Consider the following 15818-nt stretch of genomic DNA (forward strand, 5'->3'; position numbering starts at 1 on the left):
GCTCATGCCAACCACGCGACGACAATTCTTAAGCCTCGCCGGCAGCTTGACGGCCGCCGGCACGATCCCGATCGTCACGCTGCGGCCAGTCGAGGCGACACCGCCAATGCTCAACACCGCGATCCGCAACGTCGTCGGTGAGGCACAGATTCGCACCGGCAAAATCAAGCTCGACATCCCGCCGCTGGTCGAGAACGGCAATACCGTGCCGTTGACGGTGAGCGTCGCAAGTCCAATGACGGACGCGGACTACGTCAAGAGCATCCACGTCTTCAACGAGAAGAACCCGCAGCCGAACATTGGCAATTTCCATCTCGGTCCCTCCTCCGGCCGCGCCCAGGTCTCGACTCGGATCCGGCTCGCCGACAGCCAGAAGGTGGTCGCGATCGCGCGCCTTTCCGACGACACCTTCTGGCAGGTCGCCGCCGACGTCGTCGTGACGCTGGCCGCCTGCACAGAGGAGATGAACTGATGGCAGCGCTCATCAATGTTCCGGCCAAGGCCAAACGCGGCGAGATCATCGAGATCCGCACGCTGACTTCACACATCATGGAGACCGGCTTCCGCCACACCGCAGCCGGCGCGCTGGTGCCGCGCGACATCATCACGAGCTTCACGTGCCGCTACAACGGCACCGAGATCTTCCGCGCGGATCTGTTCCCGGCGATCGCCGCGAACCCTTATCTGTCGTTCTTCACGGTCGCCAAGGACAGCGGCAAGTTCGAATTCGAATGGATCGGCGACAACGGCTATTCGTCCACCGCATCGGTGTCCATCCTAGTCGAATGAGGTTTTGGCGCGCGATAGCGGTGGCGCTGACCGCCACGGTCCCTGCCCTGCTCGCCGGTGAAATCCCGCCCGAGGCGCGTCGCTCCGGTTATTCCTTCATGGGACCCGACACGCGCGCGATGCAGGATGACGACACCTCCAATCCGGGCATGCTATTCGTGCTCGACGGCGAGGCGCTGTGGGGGAAGAAGACCGGCCGTGCGCAGAACTCCTGCGCCGACTGCCATGGCGATGCCCGCGGCAGCATGAAGGGCGTCGCGGCGCGCTATCCCGCCTTCGACAAGGCGCTCGGCCGCCCCGTCACGCTCGACCAACGCATCAATCTCTGCCGCAGCAACCACCAGCAGGCTACGCCACTGCCATACGAGAGCCGCGACCTGCTGGCGTTGTCCGCTTTCGTCGCCCATCAATCGCGCGGCGTTCCGATCACCGCCGGCGACGATCCGCAAGTAAGACCCTTCGTCGACCAGGGCCGCGACCTGTTCATGCAGCGCGAGGGCCAGCTCAATCTTGCCTGCTCCAACTGCCATGACGACAATTTCGATAAACGTCTCGCCGGTGCGCCGATCACGCAGGGACAGCCGACCGGATATCCACTCTATCGCCTGGAATGGCAGACGCTGGGTTCACTGGAGCGACGGCTGCGCAGCTGCATGACCGGCGTGCGCGCCCAGGCTTATGATTACGGCTCGCCCGAGCTCGTTGCGCTCGAGCTCTATCTGATGTCGCGGGCGCGCGGCTTGCCAATGGAGACGCCGGCGGTGCGGCCGTAGGTCATAACGAATCTGAAACTGGCCGTCGTCTAGCCCGTCAAAGTCTTCATCGCCACCAGGATGGCGGCCGAATCCGCGACCCAGCCGAAGATGCCGCCTTGAGCCTTGATCATCTTTAGGCCCATCTCGTGAAACTCGGGAAAGTAAGATGCGCAGCCGTCGGAGATCACGATGCAGCGATAGCCGCGGTCATTGGCCTCGCGCACGGTGGTGTTGACGCAGACCTCCGTGGTGACACCGCATACGAGCAAGTTTTCGATGCCGTATTTCTCCAAGACGTCGCCGAGCTCGGTGGCGTAAAACGCACCCTTGCCCGGCTTGTCGATCACGATCTCACTGTCAAGCGGATAGAGCTCGGGAATGATATCGTGCCCGGCCTCGCCGCGAATGAGAATACGCCCCATCGGGCCGGGATCGCCGATGCGCAAGGACGGCGCGCCGCGCTCGAGCTTCGCCGGCGGTGCGTCGGAGAGATCCGGCAGATGGCCTTCCCGGGTGTGGATCACCAGCATGCCGGTGTCGCGCGCCGCCTTCAGCACCGCGCCGATCGGATTCACCGCGCGCGCGAGCTGGCTGACGTTGTTTCCCAGCGTCTCACCGAAACCGCCTGGCTCCAAGAAGTCGCGCTGCATGTCGATGATGAGGAGCGCGGTGACGAGCCAGTCGAGCTCGATCGGCTCGGGCTCGTCATTGATGATTCCCCGTGCCGGCTTGGTTGAGTTCAGCATGATGCCCCCTTGCCCGAACGCTGTGCCGCAAACTTGTGCAAGCGCCGTGCCATTCGAAGCGACGCTCTCTGGTCTTGCTTCCCGTTCTCACGGGAGAGGCGGACGCCACCGCTCGCCGCTACCCTCCCGCCCCATACAGCTGCCGATACTCGTCCTCGTATGGCGCGTACGACTCCTTCAGCGTCGCCATGTTCAGCAGCATGGTGGCGACCTGTGCATTCGCCTTGTCGAACACGCGCGTCTTGACCCAGGCGCTTTCGGTTCGCCGGCTGCCGGAAAGTGCGACCACCTCGCGCTCCACCTCATAGTCCTCGCCGACGAAGAGCGGGCCCTGCAGCAGGCGGATCTCCTGATCGGCGAACAGGCCGACCGCGGGCCCCTTGGCCGGCAGCGGATCGTCCTTGGAGCGGTACTGGAACAGCACGCTGAGCATCTCGATCGGGATGATAGGCTTGCGCCATGGATTGTCGGCGCCAGAGTAGTACGGAGAGCTCTCCGTGATGACCGCGAGTTTCTGCCGCAGCGAGAACGGGTAGAGATCGCCCATATTCTGATCAAATGCCATGCGGACAGTCTGCCGTTTGCTGGTCTGCGCCACCTTCACGTCGCGCAGGATCACGGGATCGGTCAGCGGCTTGAGCTCGCCAAGGCGCGTCTCGAGCGCGGTCGCTACGTGCGGCTCGCCGACCGAGGCGGTGCCGCGCAGCACCTCGGTGCCGTCGCGCTTGACCATCTGGATCTGGCACTGGCGGGTAGCCGGCAGCGGCTTCGACAGGATTGCCTGCACCTCCTCACCCTCATAGCAGACGCTGCGGTAATGCGCGGAGAGGCACCCCGTTTCGAACCAAGCGCGCCCCCACAGCCGTTCGCCGAGCGGTGCGAACTGGCTGAAATGCGTGGGCCCCTCGATAGTGCCGCCCTTGAAGCCGAGCTTCTGCGCCGTGGCGTCGTCATGGATCGAGGCGTGCGCCTCGTAAGTTTGCGCTTGCAGCATCTGGCGCGGCCGGCGCCACGGTCCGATCAACGCCTGGGCCGTCTCAGTGATCTCGGTGTCGAATGCGTTTGCAGCCATGGTGTTCTCCACAAGTAGCCATGACTAGCAGGAGCGCCACGGATGCGGCCAGCGATATTGACTTCGCCGACCCATGCTTTGACTGTCACAATTCGCGTCGCGCCGCGCAATCCCTCCCGCAGCACAGACCCGCGCCGAGCAAGAAGACGAGGACTTCCGAAATGACGCTAATGCAGGTCGAGCTGGACGATAAATACCGGCTCGAATCGAAGCGGATCTTCCTGTCCGGCACCCAGGCCCTGGTCCGCTTGCCGATGTTGCAGCGCGAACGCGACCGGCTTCAGGGGTTTAACACCGGCGGTTTCATCTCGGGCTATCGCGGTTCCCCGCTCGGGATGTATGACCACGCGCTGTGGCGCGCGAAATCGCATCTGCAGCAGCATGACATCGCCTTCGTGCCCGGCCTGAACGAGGACCTCGCGGCGACCGCGGTCTGGGGCAGCCAGCAAGTCGGGCTGTTTCCCGGCGCCAAGGTCGATGGCGTGTTCGGCATCTGGTACGGCAAGGGCCCCGGCGTCGATCGCTCGGTCGATGCGCTCAAGCACGCCAACGCCGCTGGCACCTCGCTCAATGGCGGCGTGCTGGCGCTGGCCGGTGACGATCATGGCTGCCAGTCCTCGACGCTGGCTCATCAGAGCGAGCAGGTGTTCGCGGCAGCGCTGATCCCAGTGATCAATCCCGCCACGCTTCAGGATTATCTCGACCTCGGCCTTTATGGCTTTGCGCTGTCGCGCTTCTCCGGCTGCTGGGTCGGTTTCAAGGCCATCAGCGAAACTGTCGAGAGCTCGGCCTCGATCTATAGCGACCCCGAGCGCATCCAGATCAGGCTTCCCGACGATTTCGAGATGCCGGCCAGCGGTCTCAACATCCGCTGGCCTGATCCGCCGCTGGAGGCCGAGAGGCGCCTGTTCGGGCCGAAGATGGAAGCGGTGCAGGCTTTCGCCCGAGCCAACCAACTCGACCGTATCGTGCTCGATTCCAAGCCGGCTCGGCTCGGCATCGTCGCGACCGGCAAGGCCTATCTCGATCTGCGCCAAGCGCTCGCCGACTTAGGGATCACCGACAAGGACGCGCAGGACCTCGGCCTTCGCATCTACAAGGTTGCGATGACCTGGCCGCTGGAAGAGAGCGGCGCCAAGCGTTTCGCCGAGGGTCTTCAGGACGTGCTCGTGGTCGAGGAGAAGCGCGGCTTCATCGAAGACCAGCTGATGCGCATCCTCTACAACATCGATGCCTCGAAACGCCCGACTGTCACGGGAAAGCGCGACGAGCGCGGCGCGCCGCTGCTGCCGAGCGAGGGCGAGCTGACGCCCACCATCGTTGCCTCTGCGCTGGTGGCGCGGTTACGTAAGCTCGGCCATCACAGCCCGGTGCTGGAGCAGCGCCTCGCGCGGCTCGAGGCGTTTGACAACCCTGTTACCACCATCACGCCGATCAAGCTTGCGCGCACGCCGTTCTTCTGCTCGGGCTGTCCGCACAACTCCTCGACGCGCGTGCCCGAAGGAAGCCGCGCCATGGCCGGCATCGGCTGCCACGGCATGGCCCTGAGCATGCCGACGCGCCGCACCGATCTGATCTCGCATATGGGCGCCGAAGGCGTGAACTGGATCGGCCAATCGCCCTTCACCACCGAGAAGCACATTTTTCAGAATCTCGGTGACGGTACCTATACGCATTCCGGACTTCTGGCGCTCCGCGCCGCTTCGGCTGCCGGCATCAACATCACCTACAAGATTCTCTACAACGATGCCGTCGCCATGACCGGGGGCCAGCCAGCCGAAGGCAGCTTTAACGTCGCGCAAATCGCGCATCAGGTTTGGGCCGAAGGGGTCAAGCGCCTCGCGATCGTCTCGGACGATCCGAGCAAGTATCCGCCAGGAAATTACTTCCCGCAAGGCGCGACCATCCACCACCGCCGCGAGCTCGACGCCGTGCAGCGCGAGCTGCGCGACATCAAGGGCCTCACGGTCATCATCTACGACCAGACCTGCGCGGCAGAAAAGCGCCGCCGCCGCAAGCGCGGGCTCTATCCCGATCCCGCCAAGCGCGCCTTCATCAACGAGCTCGTCTGCGAAGGCTGCGGCGACTGCTCGCAGGCCTCCAACTGCGTCTCGGTGCAGCCGCTGGAGACCGAGTTCGGCCGCAAGCGCCAGATCGACCAGTCGAACTGCAACAAGGACTTTTCCTGCGTCGAGGGCTTTTGCCCGAGTTTTGTGACCGTGTATGGCGGCAGCCTGAAGCGCATGAAGACGTCAGCGGTCGATTCCGGCCAACTGTTCGCCGACCTGCCGCTGCCCCCAATGCGCGAGCTGGACCGCCCTTATAACATCCTCGTTACGGGCATCGGCGGCACCGGCGTCATCACCATCGGCGCGCTGCTCGGCATGGCCGCCCATGTCGAGGGCCGCGGCTGCTCGGCGCTCGATTTCACCGGACTGTCGCAGAAGAACGGCGCGGTGATGAGCCATGTCCGTATCGCGCCGAAGCCGGAGGATATCTCCGCCGTCCGCATCACGACCGGCGGCGCCGACGTCATCCTCGGCTGCGACATGATCGTCTCGGCCGGTGCCACCGCGCTGAGCCGCGCCGAGCGCGGCGTGACCAAGGCCTACATCAACGCCGATCTGCAGCCGACCGCGAGCTTCGTGCAAAACCCGGATCTCGATTTCGAGATGGGAACGATGCAGACGGTGCTGCGCGATGCCGTCGGGGACAAGAATCTCGACATCATCGACGCGACGGGCGTTGCCGCCGCGCTGATGGGCGACAGCATCGCCACCAATCCCTTCATGCTCGGCTTCGCCTTCCAGAAGGGCGCGATCCCGCTGTCGCTGGAGGCCCTGCTCCGCGCCTTCGAGATCAACGGCACCGCGATCGAGATGAACAAGCTCGCCTTCACTTGGGGCCGTCTCGCCGCCCACGACATGTCGCGGGTGCGCAGCGTGCTCCAGTTCAAGAACAGGGCGGCCGCACCGACCAAGTCGCTCGACGACATCACCGCGACCCGCGCCGAGTTCCTGACTGGCTATCAGAATAGGGCATATGCCGAGCGCTACCTCGCAGCCGTCGCCAAGGTACGCAAGGCGGAGAGCGCGGCCACGCCGGGCTCCACCGAGCTGACCGAGGCAGTCGCAAAGAACCTGTTCAAGCTGATGTCCTATAAGGACGAGTATGAGGTCGCACGGCTCTACACTGATGGCAGCTTCGCCAAGAAGGTGTCGGAAAAATTCGACGGCGACTTCACGCTGAAATACCATCTTGCCCCACCGATCTTCGCGAAACGCGACAAGACGGGCCGGCTTCAAAAGCAGGAGTTCGGCGGCTGGATGATCCACGCCTTCCGCGTTCTCGCGAAACTCAAGTACCTGCGTGGCACCACGTTCGATCCGTTCGGCCGTACCGATGAGCGCAAGACAGAGCGCAAGCTGATTGAGGACTATCTCGGCATGATCGATCAGCGGATCGCGGGACTGAAGGCAGAGCAGATCCCGCTGCTGGTGCGGCTTGCGCGCGTGCCGGAAATGATCCGCGGCTTCGGCCACGTCAAGGAAGCAAATATCAAACTTGCCTCGACCGAGACGGCGCGGCTGGAAGCGGAGCTGGAGAACAGCCGCTTTGCCGCCGCGGCCGAGTAGTGGCGAGAGCGCGAAGCTCTCGCCCCGCGTCATTGCGAGGAGCCCTTGCGACGAAGCAATCCAGACTAACCCCCGCGGAAAGACTCTGGATTGCTTCGCTACGTTCGCAACGACGGAGATGGTGGAATGCGCCTCGCCACACACTGAGTATCATCGCCCGCGAAGTGTTTAGACCGCAGACATGGCTGACGCCTGTTCGGACACATCACTGACAGTTTGGCCGCGCGTCCACGCGCAGCCCTTCGGCCCGCAGCGACGGCCGCAGCTGTCATGCCGCCGGCACGGGCGCCGATGATGTCGTAGCTTTGATGTGCCGGCATCATGCGGCGGGCTTCCGAGGACAAGGCATGACACCGTCGTACCTCGCCCAAGGGGAACCGCGCTAGCGCGCTGGCTTGCGTTCGATCGGATCGATATCGATCGCCCGCAGGCGGCCGAGCCGCAGCACGTCCATGGACAACCGCCGGCCGATCCGGTCGCGGTCGAGCACGCGGATCAGATCGTCGACACCGTTGATCTCGATGCCGTCGAGCCTGATCACGACGTCACCGGGCAACAGGCCCGCCTTCGCCGCCGGGCCGTCCGGCTCGATTTGCATCAAGAGCGCGCCCATCTTGTTCTCGACACCGGCCAGCACCGCATGCCGCCGCGGGACCGGCGCGGTCTGCCCGGCAACGCCGATATAGGCGCGGCGGACATAACCGTGGCGGATGATCTCCGACAGCACGAACTGCGCAGTGTTGCTGGCGACCGCAAAGCAGATGCCCTGCGCCCCGTTGATGATGGCGGTGTTGATGCCTATCACCTCGGCATTCGACGAGACCAGTGGTCCGCCGGAATTGCCGGGATTGAGCGCGGCATCGGTCTGGATCACATCCTCGATGGTGCGCCCGCTGACCGAGCGGATCGAGCGGCCGAGCGCCGAGACGACTCCGGCGGTCACGGTCGACTCGAAGCCGAGCGGATTGCCGATCGCGATCACGAGTTGGCCCCGCCGCAGGCTCTTGGAGTTGCCAAGCGCGGCATAAGGCAAATGGCGCACGCCGTTGGCGCGCAAGAGCGCGAGGTCAGTGTCGGGATCGACACCGAGCACCTGGGCGTCGCCGACGTGCCCCTCAACGTCGCGCAGCCGAATCTCTTTTGACGAGCCGACCACATGGCTGTTGGTGAGCACGAGTCCATCAGGCGAGATCACGGTGCCCGAGCCGAGCCCGCCGCGCTCGCGGCCGTTCGGCACTTTCGGCCCGGTCTCGACACGCACGACCGCAGGGCCGACGCGGTCGGTCACGTCGATCACGGCATTGGAATAGGCGTCCAGCAGAGCCCGGTCATCGACCGGAGCAGACGCCGTCGTTCGCGATGACGATGCGTCATCGGCGACATCTGAGGTGAAGTCCAACATGGCAAGAGTCCTTGAGGCTCACACAGATGGTGGCCTGTTCTCTCTCGCGCAAGTGGCCCGACCGCGGCGCAAGGCTGGGCTGCTAGGGTGCCCGCCTCAGCGAGCCGCCTCTCGCCTTGACCGGATCGAGCAGCGACCAGTCTCCATCCGGGAGCACATGGCCCTTGGGGAATGGTGCGCGCAGCTCGAGCCCGAGCGAGCCCAGCACGCGGTCGTCGCGGTAATAGCATTGCAGCACGACGCGGACGAGCGTTGCGGCGGCGACACCGCCATGTTTGCGAAAATCCTGCGCCACCGCATCGCGCCTGGCGGCATCGAGCTCGACGAGCGGCGCTCCGGCGAGCCGCGCCAAATGATCTAGCGCCGCCGCCACCTGTTTGGTGTCGCGGCCGAGCGTGGCCAACATGTCGGCCTGGATCGCGGGATCGTCGGCGCCCGGGACCCGGTATTCTTCGCTGGCCGGAATGATCATCGCGGCAATGGTGCGGAGGTCGCCGCGCTGACGCGGCGTGAGGGAGAGTTGATCAGTCATTGTGCGCTCTTCTAACGCCGCGATGAAGGTCTGCTCCCTCCCCCGCTTGCGGGGGAGGGTTGGGGAGAGGGTATCTCCGCAGAGAGACTCCTCGAGAGGGGAGAGCCCTCGCCCGCCGCGCTCTTCGAGCGCGGCGATCTCTCCCGCAAGCGGGAGAGGTGCAGCGAATTCGTGGCGGGTTCAGTGCATCCATCACGGGCCCTCAATCGAACAAATTGGCGAGGCGCTGCTTCATCTGATCGGCGATATAAAGCGCGAGGGCCTGGATGGTGGAGGTCGGGTTTACCCCGCCCGAAGTGACGAAGATGCTGCCGTCGACGATGAACAGGTTCTTGACGTCGTGGGTGCGGCCCCATTCGTTGACGACCGAGCGTTCGGGGTCGGTGCCCATCCGCGCGGTGCCGAGCAGGTGCCAGCCGCCCCACGGGATCGGCGAATTGATGCAGATGTCGGTCGCGCCCGCCGTTTCGAGAACCTCGCGGCCGCGGGCGAGCGCATGCTCCATCATCTTCCGGCTGTTCTCGCTGATCGTATAATCGATCTTCGGTGCGGGAATGCCGTGGCTGTCCTTCAGCACCGGATCGAGCGTGACGCGATTATGCTCTTCGGGCAGGTCCTCGCAGATCGCGGAGAAACCCAGCCGATGGCCATTGAGCTTACGGAAGACGCGGTGATGGTCGGCGCCCCAGGGCAAAATGCCCTTCTGCTCGCTGACGACGGCCTCGAACACCGGTCCTGCCCCGCGTACGAACTGCACGCCGTAGCCGCGCACGAAGCCGCGCGACAGGTCCGTGTCATACCACTGCTTGCTCCACAGGCAGGTCGGCGGCGCGCGGTTGCTGTCCGTCGGCTCCTTCACATAGCCGTAGATCTGCGCATAGGGGTGAAACATCAGGTTCTTGCCGACGAGCCCGGACGAATTGGCAAGTCCATTCGGAAAACGCCCCGAGGCCGAGTTCAGCAGCAATCGCGGCGTACCGACGCCGTTGCAGGCGATGATGACGACGTGGGCGGGCTGAAATTGCTCGATGCCGTCCTTGTCGTAATAGACCACGCCCGAGGCCATGCCGGTCTCGTCGGTGGTGATCTCACGCACGCGGCAATGGGTGCGCAGCTCGACGCCGGCACGGATCGCATGCGGCCAATAGGTGATGTCGGTGGAAGACTTTGCGCCTTGCGCGCAGGCCGGCGTGCAATGGCCGAGATTGATGCAGCGCGCCCGGCCCTCATAGTCCATTGTCGCGACCGTCGTGTCAGACGGCCACCAGTGCCAGCCGAGCTTGTTCATGGCCTTGCCGATGATGGCGCCGGACAATCCCAGCGGCTGTTGCGGCATCGGCGGATGCGTCAGCGGCGAAAGCGGATCGCCTGACAGGCCGGAGGTCCCCATCATCCGGTCGTTCTCCTCGAAGAACGGGGTCAGCGCATCGTAGTCGATCGGCCAGTCGTCGGCGACGCCATCGAGCGTCTTCACCTTGAAATCGGAGGGATGCAGCCGCGGCCAGTGCGCGGTGTACATGACCGTCGAGCCGCCTACTGCATTGTAGTTGACGACCTTGATCGGCGAATTGTCGTCGTTGATCGGATAGTCCTCGGGCCGCCCGCGGACGTTGGGGCTCGACGACCATTCGCCGTAGAACTTGGCTTCCCAGTCCCGCCCGGTGCTGGGATATTCCGCCGGATTCATCCAGCCGCCCTGCTCCAGGCAGAGAATGTGCATCTTGGTCTCGGCCAGCGACCACGCCACCGCCGCGCCGGAAGCGCCGGCGCCGATGATCAGGACGTCCACGGGGTCTTTCATTGCAACCTTTTCCTCCCCTCGCCGCTTTCCGGGCGATTCGGCCCTGCGGTCCGCGAGGCCGGCGAACGATAGGATCAGAGCAACGGCTGAGTAAAGCCGCGAGGCCGGAATGTCGCACTTCGCAGGGCGCAGACCATTGGTCTCGCCACATCCGGATGCTAGGAACAGGGCCGCACGAGCCATCGATAGCGAGATCGTATGTCCTTCCGAAATTTCTTTGCCCCCGCCCGCGCTTTTGCGCTCGCTTCATTTTTCGCCTTGTCCGGACTTCTGGTCTCGCCCGGACCAGCCTCCGCGCTGACTGCCGCCGCGACAGCCCGCGACGGCAACTCCATCCAGGTCGGCGACGTCACCTATCGGCTCGACGGCGTTGATGCGCCCGAGCTTGATCAGGTCTGCATCGACGAGCACGCCGATTCCTGGAGCTGCGGCATCGAGGCCCGCGACCAGCTGACGAAACTGATCGGAAAACGGACGGTGCGCTGCGACGACGTCGGACCGGAAAAGAGTTTTGGCAAGCGGCACCGCGCCATCTGCACGGCCGAGGGCGACAAGGCCAGCTTGAACGAGCAGTTGATCAAGCTCGGCTTTGCCCTCGCGCGCGAGCCGATCAAGGCCAACGTCAAACCGGCGGCCACCGAGGCCAAGACGGCGGCCGCTGGGATCTGGAAGGGCTGCTTTGTTGCACCGCAAGATTTCCGCGCCGGCAAGAGGGATGGCGCGCTTCTCGGCGCCGCGTGCCGCCCAGACCGGGACAAGGAAATCCGCGCCGTGCTGTTCCCGGAGGAGCTGACGATGCCGCCGAGTTGCAGCATCAAGGGCAAGCTCGCGGTGCGCGCACGCGTCACCGGCAATATCGGCATCTATCATTTGCGGGGCTGTCCGAGCTATCCGGCGACGACTAAGCCCGACCGCTGGTTCTGCTCGGAGGACGACGCCCAGGCCGCCGGCTTCCGCAAGGCCTATAATTGCCGTCGGCCGAAGTGAACAATTCCTTCACACATCCGTGAGTAGTAGTCCAAGACCGTATTGATCCGGAATTGAAGTCTATCGGGAGTTGCGTCATTTGTATGCGTACGCAAGCGCCTTGCGCGAGCGTTTCCTTTGGCAGCAATCCGGCTTCGGTCCGATTGCCTTGCTCGGGCGTTTCCTCCCTAGACTTGGGCCGCTTGCCATCCAAGCGGCTCTTTCTTTTTGGGCGGGTCCTAACTCCGCATCTGCATGATGTGGTCCATCGGTGGCATGTTGGCGTTCAGATGCGCCATGATCCAGACCGTTCCTCCGACCACCAGGAAGACGACCAGAAGCCCGAAGGCGAGCGCCAGCACGTTGTTGGTGTTGTCCGGACCTGTGGTGATGTGCAGGAAGAACACGAGATGCACGCCCATCTGTGCGATCGCGAGCACGATCAGCGCAACAGGAATCGACGGCTGCCAGACCAGATCCGTACCGGCGATGAAGAACGACGTCGCCGTGAGCAGCAGGGCCAAGACAAGACCGACGACGTAACCGAGGATGCGGGTGCCGACACTGTGTTGCTCTTCCTCGCCGGGCGCGAGGTCGTGTTTCACCAACCCATGGGTCTGATCACTCATGGCGCGCTCCCGAGCAGGTAGACCACGGAAAACACCGCGACCCAGATGATGTCGAGCGCGTGCCAGAACAGCGCAAAGCACATCATCCGCCGCAATATGTCGGCGCGAAAGCCTTTGGCGAACACCTGGGCCATCATGGTGAGCAGCCACAGCACTCCGGCCGAGACGTGCAGGCCATGACACCCGACCAGCGAGAAGAACGCGGTCAGGAACGCGCTGCGCGATGGGCCATAGCCACGGGCGACGAGGTCGGCGAATTCGCGGAACTCGATGGCGAGGAATATGAGGCCGAGCACACAGGTCACGGCCATGCCAAGGTAGAACCAGAACCGGTTGCGCACGTCGGCGGCAATGCTGGCCATGCCGCAGGTGAAGCTCGACAGCAACAGGCAGACCGTTTCGATCGCGACGTTCTTCGGCTCGAAGATCTCCGAGCCCTTCGGGCCGCCGGCGGTCTGGCCGGCCAGCACCGCATAGGCCGCAAAGAAGCAGGAGAACATCACGATGTCGGAGAGCAGGAAGATCCAGAAGCCGTAGGCGGTCACGATCCGCTTCGGCGCGGGTCCGGGATGCTCGATGATGAGCCCGATGTGATGGGGATCGGCGTGGGCGCGGCCGGCCGTGGCGGTCATCGACATCAGACTGCCCCCGCCATGCTGACGAGGCTGCGCCGCTCCTCGAGATTGGTGCGGTCGATGCGGGCGACCTCATCGGCCGGGATGACGTATTCGTCATGGTCGCGCCAGGCGAACACGACGAAGGTCGCGAAGGCACCCAGGCCGCCCAGGATCACCATCCACCAGATGTGCCAGATCAGCGCAAAGCCCATGATGGTGGCGAAGAACGCGCAGACGAAGCCGGTGGGAGAATTCCGGGGCATCTCGATGTCCTGATATTCCGGCTCTTCGTGCTCGAGCAGTTGCTGCTTGGCATGCGCCTTCATCTCCCAATAGGCGTCCTCGCCGCGCACGTCGGGATGGAAGGCGAAATTGAACACCGGCGGCGGCGACGAGGTCGCCCATTCCAGCGAGCGGCCGTCCCAGGGATCGCCGGTGCGGTCACGCAAGGCCTCGCGGTTGCGGATGCTGACCACGATCTGCACGATCTGGCAGATCACGCCGATCGTCAGCACCGCCATGCCCACCGCCGCCACCAGCATCCAGGGCCGCCAGGCCGCGACATCGTAATGCTGCATGCGCCGCGTCATGCCGAGCATGCCGGCGACATAGAGCGGCATGAAGGTGATGAAGAAGCCGAGGAAGGTGAACCAGAACGCAGCCTTGCCCCAGCGTTCGTCGAGGCGGAAGCCGAACGCCTTCGGAAACCAATATTCGAAGCCGGCGAAGGCGCCGAATAGCACGCCGCCGATAATGACATTGTGGAAGTGCGCCACCAGGAACATGCTGTTGTGAAGCATGAAGTCGGCCGGCGGCACCGCGAGCAGGACGCCCGTCAATCCGCCGACGATGAACGTCACCATGAAGCCGACCGCCCACAGCATCGGCGTCGCAAAACGGATGCGGCCGCCATACATCGTGAACAGCCAATTGTAGATCTTCACCCCCGTCGGCACCGCGATGATCATGCTAGCGATGCCGAAGATGGCGTTGACGTCGGGGCCGGCACCCATCGTGAAGAAATGATGCAACCACACCATGAAGGAGATGACGCAGATCGCCATGGTGGCGAGCACCATCGAGCGATAGCCGAACAGCGCCTTGCCGGAGAAGGTCGAAACCACCTCGGAGAAGATGCCGAAGGCCGGCAGCACCAGGATGTAGACCTCGGGATGCCCCCAAGCCCAGATCAGGTTCATGAACATCATGACGTTGCCGCCGGCCTCGTTGGTGAAGAAGTGGAAGCCGAGGTAACGGTCGAGCAAGAGCATCGCCAGCGTGGCGGTGAGGATCGGGAACGCGGCGACGATGAGGAGGTTCGAGGCCAGCGTGGTCCAGCAGAACATCGGCATGCGCAGATAGTTCATGCCCTTGGTGCGCAGCTTCAGCACGGTGGTGACGAGATTGATGCCGGCGACCAGCGTGCCGACGCCGGAGATCTGGAGTGACCAGGCGTAGTAATCGACGCCGACCCCGGGCGAGTAGGACAGTTCCGACAGCGGCGGAAAGGCGAGCCAACCGGTGCGCGCGAATTCGCCGACCACGAGCGAGATATTGACCAGCAGTGCGCCGGTCGCGGTCAGCCAGAACCCGACCGAATTGAGCGTCGGGAACGCGACATCGCGCACGCCGAGTTGGAGCGGCACGATCAGGTTCATCAGCCCGATCACGAACGGCATTGCCACGAAGAAGATCATGATGGTGCCGTGCGCGGAAAAAATCTGGTTGTAGTGCTCGGGCGGGAGATAGCCTTGCGATTGGTAGGCGACCGCCTGCTGGATTCGCATCATGATGGCGTCGCTGCCGCCGCGCAGCAGCATCACCGAGGCCAGCAGCACATACATGACGCCAATGCGCTTGTGGTCGACGCTGGTGATCCATTCGCTCCAGAGATAGGGCAGATGCCCCCTCACCACGACCCAGGCCAGCACGCCCAGGATGGCGACCAGCACCACCGCGCCGGCGACGAGCGGAATCGGCTGATCGAACGGAATGGCGGACCAATCGAGCTTACCGAGCATCGTGGCCTCCACTGTGCGACCGGCCGGCTTCGGATGCCAGCTCCGGCCCAGGACCCGGCGGAATGTGCTGGGTTGCGATCAGATCGAACAGGCGCGGATCCTCGAGCCGATAAGTCGGCCGGCTCTTCTCGATTCCCTGCTGCATCAGGGTCCTGTAGCTGTCCTCATTCAGCACGGCATCGGTCTTCGCCGTGCCCGCCACCCAATCCGGAAACGCGAGCGGCGAGATCACGTTGACGTCGAACATCATGTCGGGGAAGCCGTCGCCGGAGAAATGCGCCGACAGGCCCTGGAGCCTGCCCTCGTGGTCGGCGCGCAGGTTCAGCTTCGTCACCATGCCGTTCATGGTGTAGATCATGCTGCCGAGCTGCGGGATAAAGAACGTGTTCATCACGCTCGACGACGTCAGCTGGAAGTTCAGCTCGGCGCCGGCTGGTACCGTTAGCGTGTTGACGGTGGCGATGCGCTGATCCGGATAGATGAATAGCCATTTCCAGTCGAGCGAGACGGCCTGGATGCGCACCGGGCTGCCGGTGCCCGGCACGGGTGCCGCGGGATCGAGCTGATGCGAGCCGATCCAGGCGACGCCGCCGAGCAGGATGACAGTGAGCGCAGGGATCGCCCACACCACCATCTCGACGCGCCCGGAATAGACGAAGTCGGGCTGGTAGCGCGCTTTCGGATTGGACGCGCGAAACCAGAACGCGAAGCCGAGTATCGCAACGATGGTCGGCACCACGATCACGAGCATGATGAAGACGGAATCGATCAGGATGGTGCTGTTGGCCGCAGCCACAGGCCCTTGCGGATCGAGCAGATTCATCGGCAAGCCACTGGCGGTTGGGAAGCCCCG

Annotated in this window: 14 protein-coding genes; 5 read left to right on the forward strand and 9 right to left on the reverse strand. The window is 64.0% G+C overall.

What is annotated here, in order from left to right; translation table 11 throughout:
- The first annotated feature begins 4 nt into the window (after positions 1-4).
- Genes IVA91_RS13195 through soxA form a run of 3 tightly spaced genes read left to right on the forward strand, consistent with a single transcriptional unit; the run spans position 5 to position 1562 of the window.
- Positions 5-472 carry a SoxY-related AACIE arm protein gene (locus IVA91_RS13195; protein ID WP_247279249.1) on the forward strand — a complete coding sequence of 156 codons (468 nt, stop codon included), beginning with the start codon at positions 5-7 and terminating at the stop codon, positions 470-472.
- Positions 472-789 (forward strand): thiosulfate oxidation carrier complex protein SoxZ, encoded by a 318-nt coding sequence (gene soxZ / locus IVA91_RS13200; protein ID WP_247417363.1) that lies wholly within the window; start codon positions 472-474, stop codon positions 787-789. Before IVA91_RS13195 ends, soxZ begins: the two co-directional genes overlap by 1 nt.
- Entirely contained in the window at positions 786-1562 is a 777-nt protein-coding gene (soxA, locus tag IVA91_RS13205) for a sulfur oxidation c-type cytochrome SoxA (RefSeq protein WP_247279247.1), read from the forward strand. Before soxZ ends, soxA begins: the two co-directional genes overlap by 4 nt.
- Positions 1563-1591: 29 nt before the next feature.
- On the opposite strand, the gene IVA91_RS13210 is transcribed toward soxA, so the two are convergent.
- Both IVA91_RS13210 and IVA91_RS13215 read right to left on the reverse strand, forming a co-directional pair.
- Positions 1592-2290, reverse strand: coding sequence for an isochorismatase family cysteine hydrolase (locus tag IVA91_RS13210; protein WP_247458820.1), 699 nt, complete (start codon positions 2288-2290; stop codon positions 1592-1594).
- A gap of 118 nt (positions 2291-2408) precedes the next feature.
- The gene (locus IVA91_RS13215) at positions 2409-3362 is read right to left on the reverse strand and encodes a hypothetical protein (RefSeq protein ID WP_247279245.1); all 954 of its coding nucleotides are present in this window, start codon (positions 3360-3362) and stop codon (positions 2409-2411) included.
- Positions 3363-3523: 161 nt separating this feature from the next.
- On the opposite strand from IVA91_RS13215, the gene IVA91_RS13220 reads away from it, so the two are divergent.
- Entirely contained in the window at positions 3524-6997 is a 3474-nt protein-coding gene (locus tag IVA91_RS13220) for an indolepyruvate ferredoxin oxidoreductase family protein (protein WP_247279244.1), read from the forward strand.
- Positions 6998-7379: 382 nt separating this feature from the next.
- Here IVA91_RS13220 and IVA91_RS13225 read toward each other — a convergent pair whose 3' ends face one another.
- The 3 genes from IVA91_RS13225 to IVA91_RS13235 form a co-directional block, all read right to left on the reverse strand.
- Positions 7380-8399 (reverse strand): trypsin-like peptidase domain-containing protein, encoded by a 1020-nt coding sequence (locus IVA91_RS13225; RefSeq protein ID WP_247279243.1) that lies wholly within the window; start codon positions 8397-8399, stop codon positions 7380-7382.
- 82 nt (positions 8400-8481) lie between these two features.
- Positions 8482-8931: a gluconate 2-dehydrogenase subunit 3 family protein gene (locus IVA91_RS13230; protein ID WP_247279242.1), complete on the reverse strand. Its 450-nt coding sequence runs from the start codon at positions 8929-8931 to the stop codon at positions 8482-8484.
- A gap of 202 nt (positions 8932-9133) precedes the next feature.
- The gene (locus tag IVA91_RS13235; protein ID WP_247279241.1) at positions 9134-10732 is read right to left on the reverse strand and encodes a GMC family oxidoreductase; all 1599 of its coding nucleotides are present in this window, start codon (positions 10730-10732) and stop codon (positions 9134-9136) included.
- Positions 10733-10930: 198 nt separating this feature from the next.
- Here IVA91_RS13235 and IVA91_RS13240 point away from each other — a divergent pair, with 198 nt between their 5' ends.
- Positions 10931-11719 (forward strand): thermonuclease family protein, encoded by a 789-nt coding sequence (locus IVA91_RS13240; protein ID WP_247279240.1) that lies wholly within the window; start codon positions 10931-10933, stop codon positions 11717-11719.
- A 218-nt stretch (positions 11720-11937) separates the two neighbouring features.
- Here the strand turns inward: IVA91_RS13240 and cyoD are convergent, their stop codons facing one another.
- From cyoD to IVA91_RS13260, 4 genes are read right to left on the reverse strand one after another with little or no spacing between them, the layout of a single operon-like run.
- A complete protein-coding gene (cyoD, locus tag IVA91_RS13245; protein WP_247279239.1) occupies positions 11938-12327 on the reverse strand; it encodes a cytochrome o ubiquinol oxidase subunit IV in 390 nt (129 codons plus the stop codon).
- Positions 12324-12965, reverse strand: a complete 642-nt coding sequence (locus IVA91_RS13250) for a cytochrome (ubi)quinol oxidase subunit III (RefSeq protein WP_247279238.1) — start codon at positions 12963-12965, stop codon at positions 12324-12326. The genes cyoD and IVA91_RS13250 overlap by 4 nt, the downstream gene beginning before the upstream one ends.
- On the reverse strand, positions 12965-14965 hold the full coding sequence (gene cyoB, locus IVA91_RS13255; protein WP_247279237.1) for a cytochrome o ubiquinol oxidase subunit I: 2001 nt from the start codon (positions 14963-14965) through the stop codon (positions 12965-12967). The genes IVA91_RS13250 and cyoB overlap by 1 nt, the downstream gene beginning before the upstream one ends.
- Positions 14955-15788, reverse strand: coding sequence for a cytochrome ubiquinol oxidase subunit II (locus tag IVA91_RS13260; protein WP_247279236.1), 834 nt, complete (start codon positions 15786-15788; stop codon positions 14955-14957). Before IVA91_RS13260 ends, cyoB begins: the two co-directional genes overlap by 11 nt.
- Positions 15789-15818: the final 30 nt, after the last annotated feature.

The sequence above is a fragment of the Bradyrhizobium sp. 153 genome (genome assembly GCF_023073835.1).
GTDB lineage: Bacteria > Pseudomonadota > Alphaproteobacteria > Rhizobiales > Xanthobacteraceae > Bradyrhizobium.